Origin of the sequence: Streptomyces huiliensis (genome assembly GCF_020037025.1) — a bacterium.
Lineage (GTDB): Bacteria > Actinomycetota > Actinomycetes > Streptomycetales > Streptomycetaceae > Streptomyces > Streptomyces huiliensis.
Map to the genome: position 1 here is coordinate 1 of NZ_JAIQLH010000257.1, position 5,504 is coordinate 5,504.

General features: G+C 72.5%; 6 protein-coding genes. 3 read left to right on the forward strand and 3 right to left on the reverse strand.

Annotated features, from left to right (window positions below; all coding sequences use genetic code 11):
- Positions 1-1,413: phosphoenolpyruvate carboxylase (locus tag JNW98_RS30215; protein WP_223771482.1), on the reverse strand; the 1,413-nt coding region annotated here is incomplete at its 3' end.
- Positions 1,414-1,613: 200 nt separating this feature from the next.
- Here JNW98_RS30215 and JNW98_RS30220 point away from each other — a divergent pair.
- Both JNW98_RS30220 and JNW98_RS30225 read left to right on the forward strand, forming a co-directional pair.
- Positions 1,614-2,639, forward strand: coding sequence for an acyl-CoA desaturase (locus JNW98_RS30220; protein WP_223771483.1), 1,026 nt, complete (start codon positions 1,614-1,616; stop codon positions 2,637-2,639).
- Positions 2,639-3,328: a TetR/AcrR family transcriptional regulator gene (locus JNW98_RS30225; protein WP_223771486.1), complete on the forward strand. Its 690-nt coding sequence runs from the start codon at positions 2,639-2,641 to the stop codon at positions 3,326-3,328. Before JNW98_RS30220 ends, JNW98_RS30225 begins: the two co-directional genes overlap by 1 nt.
- 59 nt (positions 3,329-3,387) lie before the next feature.
- Here JNW98_RS30225 and JNW98_RS30230 read toward each other — a convergent pair whose 3' ends face one another.
- Complete coding sequence (locus JNW98_RS30230; RefSeq protein ID WP_223771484.1) at positions 3,388-4,227, reverse strand: trans-aconitate 2-methyltransferase; 840 nt, start codon at positions 4,225-4,227, stop codon at positions 3,388-3,390.
- A 157-nt stretch (positions 4,228-4,384) separates the two neighbouring features.
- Between JNW98_RS30230 and JNW98_RS30235 the strand changes: the two genes are divergently transcribed.
- On the forward strand, positions 4,385-4,882 hold the full coding sequence (locus tag JNW98_RS30235; RefSeq protein ID WP_004953415.1) for a MarR family winged helix-turn-helix transcriptional regulator: 498 nt from the start codon (positions 4,385-4,387) through the stop codon (positions 4,880-4,882).
- On the opposite strand, the gene JNW98_RS30240 is transcribed toward JNW98_RS30235, so the two are convergent.
- Positions 4,841-5,504, reverse strand: a 664-nt coding sequence (locus JNW98_RS30240) for a response regulator transcription factor (protein ID WP_223771485.1), incomplete at its 5' end; no start/stop codon positions are given. The two genes, JNW98_RS30235 and JNW98_RS30240, sit on opposite strands and share 42 nt — an antisense overlap.

The window sequence follows — 5,504 nt, forward strand, 5'->3', positions numbered from 1 at the left end:
GTGGAAGACGCCGAGGGTCTTGGCGCCGGCGGCGTCGAGGGGTGCCGGGCTGGGGGCGAGCGGCCGGCGGGAGCGCAGTTCCTTGGCGAGGAGCTTGCGGCGGTAGTCGCGCGGCATGTCGGTGTAGCGCCAGGACTCCTCGCCGAGGCGGTCGAAGAGCTGGCCGAGCGCGTGGTGGTGGGCGTCGGCGTGCTCGCGGACGTCCAGGGTGGCCAGGTGGAGGCCGAACGCGGCGAGGGTGCGCAGGGCGCGCTCCAGCCGGCCGTCGGCGATGAGGCCGCCGCGGTGGGCGCGCAGCGAGTCCTGGATCAGCTGGAGGTCGGCGAGCAGGTCGGCGGTGCCGAGGTAGTCGCGGCCCTCCTGGTGCGGGAGGTTGCGGGCGAGGCGCTCGCGGGTGTTGAGGAGCTTCTGCCGGATGCAGGTGGCCTTGAGCCGGTAGGGCTCCTCGGCGTTGAGCCGCTTGTAGCGGGGGCTGATCTCCGGGAGGAGTTCCAGGTCGCGCTGGAGGGAGGCGAGGAGCTCCTCGGTGGCGCCGCTGTTGCGGATGGAGTTGGAGAGGGCGACGCGGAGCTTGTCGACGAGTTCGACGGCGTCGGTGATGCCGTGCTCGTGCTGGAGGATCAGCACGTCCCAGGTGACCTGGGGGGTGACGTTGGGGTTGCCGTCGCGGTCGCCGCCGATCCAGGTGCCGAAGGTGAGCGGGCGGGTGGCGGCGGGCAGCGGGACGCCGACCCGGTCGAGCTCGGCTGCCAGGTCCTCCAGGACGTCGCCGACGGCGCCGACGTGGAGTTCGTCCAGGTAGTAGATGGCGTTGCGGGCCTCGTCGGTGGGCTCCGGGCGGGCGACGCGGAGTTCGTCGGTCTGCCAGAGCAGGTCGATGTTCTCGGCGAGGCGGAGGTCGGTGCGGCGCTTCTCGCCCTCGCCGACGGCCCGGTGGCCCAGGAGCTCGGCGATGCGCAGCAGCTTGTTGAGGACGCTGCGGCGGGCGGCTTCGGTGGGGTGCGCGGTGAAGACGGGGCGGACGCCGAGGTGGGCGACGGCTTCCTTGAGGTGGTCGGGGTCGGCGTCCTTGAGGCGGTCCGCGGTGCGGGCGAGGATCGAGCCCTCGGCGTCGCGGCGGGCGCCGAGCTCCCGGGCGCGGTGCACCTGCTCGGTGACGTTGGCCAGGTGGAAGTAGGTGGAGAAGGCGCGCACGAGCTTGGCGGCGGTCTCCGGGTCGGTCTCCCCGAGCAGGCGGGCGGCGGCCTCGCCGTCGGTCCGGGTGAGCGCCCTGACCCTTTCGACGAGGGCGAGGAGTTCCTCGCCCTCCTGGCGGACGAGGGTCGCGCCGAGGAGGTCGCCCAGGCGGCGGATGTCGGCGCGCAGTGCGGCGCTGCGCTGTGCTTCGAGGCTGTTCGGGTCGGCACTGCTCACAGGTGCTGCTCCTAGCGGTGTTTCCGAGCACGTCTGGAGGGGTGGCGGACCGCGCTGTCCGACGCCCACCAGCATAGGTCGCCACCCGACGCGCCTGGCGGCGGCCGACAGCCCTCTTGCTCCCTGCCGGGGCCCTGCCATACTTACGTTGCCGTAGGTTACGGAACCGTAGCCAGCCCCCGACCCCCACGAGGGAATCCATGACTGCAAGCCCCGACCTGATCGAGGACGCGCCGAAGGCCCAGGAGGCCGAGCTCCCCATCGCCACGCTGGGTGGTGACAGCAAGCGCTCGATCGAACAGATCACCCTGCTGCTGTTCATCACCGTCCCCTTCGTCGCCCTGCTCGCCGCGGTCCCCCTGGCTTGGGGGTGGGGGGTCAGCTGGCTGGATCTGGGGCTGATGACGGCCATGTACTTCATCGGCTGCCACGGCATCACCATCGGTTACCACCGCTACTTCACGCACGGTTCGTTCAAGGCCAAACGCCCGCTGCGCATCGCCCTGGCGATCATGGGCTCGCTGGCGGTGGAGGGGCCGGTGGTGCGCTGGGTGGCGGACCACCGCAAGCACCACAAGTTCTCCGACGCCGAGGGTGACCCGCACTCCCCGTGGCGTTACGGCGAGACCGTGCCGGCCCTGATGAAGGGCCTGTGGTGGGCGCACGTCGGCTGGATGTTCGACGAGGAGCGGACGCCGCAGCAGAAGTACGCGCCGGACCTCATCAAGGACCCGGCGATCCGGGCCATCTCCCGTACCTTCATCCTGTGGACGGCGATCTCGCTGCTGATCCCGCCGCTGGTGGGCGGTCTGGTGACCTGGTCCTGGCAGGGCGCCGCGACCGCGTTCTTCTGGGGTTCACTGGTCCGGGTGGCGCTGCTGCACCACGTGACCTGGTCGATCAACTCGATCTGCCACGCGGTCGGCAAGCGGCCGTTCAAGTCCCGGGACCGTTCCGGGAACGTCTGGTGGCTGGCGATCCTGTCCTGCGGCGAGTCCTGGCACAACCTGCACCACGCCGACCCGACCTCGGCGCGGCACGGCGTGCTGCGCGGGCAGATCGACTCCAGCGCCCGGCTCATCCGCTGGTTCGAGCTGGCCGGCTGGGCGTCCGACGTGCGCTGGCCGAACGCGGGCCGCATCGAGTCGCGGCGCAAGCCCCGGCCCGGCGAGGAGAGCGCCCCGGCGGCCGGCAGCGAGAAGAAGGACGCCGCTCAGGCGGCATGATGGACGGCGTGGCGATCGACAGCAAGACCTCCGGTAAGAAGGACCTGACCCCCGCGCAGGGGGCCAGACGCACCCGCCGGGTGCGGATGACCGGCGCGGAGCGCCGCGAGCAACTGCTGGACATCGGTCGCACACTCTTCGCCGAGCGGGGGTTCGAAGGCACGTCGGTGGAGGAGATCGCGGCGAAGGCCGGGGTCTCCAAGCCGGTGGTGTACGAGCACTTCGGCGGCAAGGAGGGGCTGTACGCGGTGGTCGTCGACCGCGAGATGCGGCAGCTCCTCGACATGGTGACGGGCGCCCTCACCGCGGGCCACCCGCGCGAGCTCCTGGAGCAGGCCGCCTTCGCCCTCCTCGACTACATCGAGACGTACACGGACGGCTTCCGCATCCTCGTCCGCGACTCCCCCGTGGCCCAGTCGACTGGCACCTTCGCCTCGCTGATCAGCGACATCGCCACGCAGGTGGAGGACATCCTCGGGCACGAGTTCAAGACCCGCGGCTTCGACCAGAAGCTGGCCCCGCTGTACGCCCAGGCCCTGGTCGGCATGGTGGCCCTGACGGGCCAGTGGTGGCTCGACGTCCGCAAGCCCAAGAAGGCCGAGGTGGCGGCCCACCTGGTCAACCTCGCCTGGCACGGCCTCGACGGCCTGGAGCAGCGGCCCCGGCTCGTGGGCCACCGCAAGAGCTGAGCCGCCCGGGGCGGGTCGCCCCCTCTCCGCACCCTTCACGCGAAAGGGTGATCGGATCATCACCCCTCTCCCTCACCGCCCTCACCGCCCGGTTTCCGTGCCACCACGAAGATGCGCCGGAACGGGAACACCGTCCCGTGCGGCCCTGGTGGGTACGCCTCGCGCAATACGGCCGCGTACTCGGTGAGGAAGGCGTCCCGGTCCTCGGGGGTGTCGGCCAGGGCCGTGAGGACGGGGCGGAGGCCGGTGCCCTTGAGCCAGTCGAGGACGGGGTCGGGGCCCGGGAGGAGGTGGGTGTAGGTGGTTTCCCAGGCGTCGACGGTGAGGCCGAGGTCCGTGAGGAGGGTGAGGTAGGCGGCGGGGTCGAGGACGTGGACGGGGCCTCGGGCGGCGTCGGTGAGGCGGTCGCGCCAGCGTGGGGTGGCGCAGAGGCGGCGCATCAGGGTGTGCGAGGGCGCGTCCTGGTTGCCGGGCACCTGGAAGGCGAGGACGCCTCCGGGGGTGAGGGCCTCGGTCCAGGCGGGGAACGACGCGGGGTGGCCCGGCACCCACTGGAGCAGGGCGTTGGCGATGATCAGGTCGACCGGGCCGTCGGGGGTCCAGTTGGCGGCGTCGGCGGCGGCGAAGGTGATGCGGCCGCCGCCGCTGGTGGGGCCCGCGTGGGAGGCGGCCGCGCGGAGCATGTCGGGGGAGTTGTCCAGGCCGGTGATCAGGGCGTCCGGCCAGCGGTCGGCGAGCAGCGCGGTGGCGTTGCCGGGACCGCAGCCGAGGTCCGTGATCCGGGCCGGGCCGGGGCCGGGCGGGTCGGGGACGCGGGCGAGCAGGTCCTGGAAGGGGCGGGTGCGGGGGCCGGAGTGGCGGAGGTACTGCCGTGGGTCCCAGGTCGGGGTGTGGGCCATCAGGGCTTCCCGGGGTGGTGGGGTGTGGGAGTGCGGGGTGTGGGGTGTCGAGCGTGGGGTGAGTGTGGTGGGCCGTGGTTCTCCCAAGACCAGCATCAACCCATCAGTATCTTGACGTCAAGAGACTTCATGTCGACAGACCCACTACACTGATCTCATGGAGGACGAGGTCGATCGGCTGGTCGCAGCATGGCGCCGGGAGCGCCCGGACCTCGACGTGGAACCGCTGGAGGTGCTGAGCCGGGTCAGCCGGCTCGCCCGGCACCTCGACCGGGCCCGGCGCATCGCGTTCGCCGAGCACCAGTTGGAGCCCTGGGAGTTCGACGTCCTGACGTCGCTGCGCCGCGCGGGCGCACCGTACCAGCTGTCCCCCGGTCAACTCCTGACCCAGACCCTGGTCACCTCCGGCACCATGACCAACCGCATCGACCGGCTGGCCAAGAAGGGCCTGGTCCGGCGGGAGCCCGACCCCAACGACCGGCGCGGCGTCCTGGTGCGGCTGACGGAGGAGGGGCGGGACCGCGCGGACGAGGCGCTCGCCGGGCTCCTCGCCCAGGAACGGGCGATCCTCGCCGAGCTCTCCACCGCGCAGCGCGTGGAACTCGCGGCCCTGCTACGCCAGTTGACCGCCCCGTTCGACAACGTCCCCGGCTAGGTCGACCGGCCCCACCCCGGCCCTGCGGGCCAGCGCGACGGCGGCGAGCGTGGAGTGCACGCCCAGCTTGCCCAGCACGTTCTGCATGTGCGTCCGCACCGTGTGCGGGGAGAGGAAGAGCCGTTCGGCCACGGCCTTCCGGCCGAGCCCGGCCACCATGCAGCGCAGCACCTCCCGTTCGCGCGGGGTGAGCGACTCCACCAGGCGTTCGCTCTCCGTGCGGTGCTTGCGCGCGGCCGTCAGCTCCCGCAGCACGCCCGTCAGCAGGGCGGGCGGCAGGTGCGTCTCGTCCCGCAGCACCCCTCGTATCACCGCGAGCAGGCGGGAGAGCGAGCAGTCCTTCGCCACCCAGCCCCCGGCGCCCGCCTGGAGCGCCGCCGCCGCCCGGCGCGGGTCGTCCCGCTCCGCGAGCACCACCGTGCGCACCCCCGGATACCCGGAGCGCACCCCGGCCACCAGGGAGATCCCGTCCACCACACCCTCGGGCTGACCCGTCGCCGGCCGCCCGGGAGGCCGGCGCTGCTCCGGGACCCGGGCCGCTTCCACGGCCGCCGCGCCCAGATCGGCGTCGATCAACAGGACGTCGAAACGCCGCCCTTCCGCCGCCGCGCGCTCCAGGGCG

What these genes read in the sequence shown, in the direction of transcription:
- JNW98_RS30225 (WP_223771486.1), top strand. Translation starts at nt 2,639, where the DNA reads ATGGACGGCGTGGCGATCGACAGCAAGACCTCCGGTAAGAAGGACCTG.
- JNW98_RS30220 (WP_223771483.1), top strand. Translation starts at nt 1,614, where the DNA reads ATGACTGCAAGCCCCGACCTGATCGAGGACGCGCCGAAGGCCCAGGAG.
- JNW98_RS30230 (WP_223771484.1), bottom strand. Translation starts at nt 4,227, where the DNA reads ATGGCCCACACCCCGACCTGGGACCCACGGCAGTACCTCCGCCACTCC.
- JNW98_RS30235 (WP_004953415.1), top strand. Translation starts at nt 4,385, where the DNA reads ATGGAGGACGAGGTCGATCGGCTGGTCGCAGCATGGCGCCGGGAGCGC.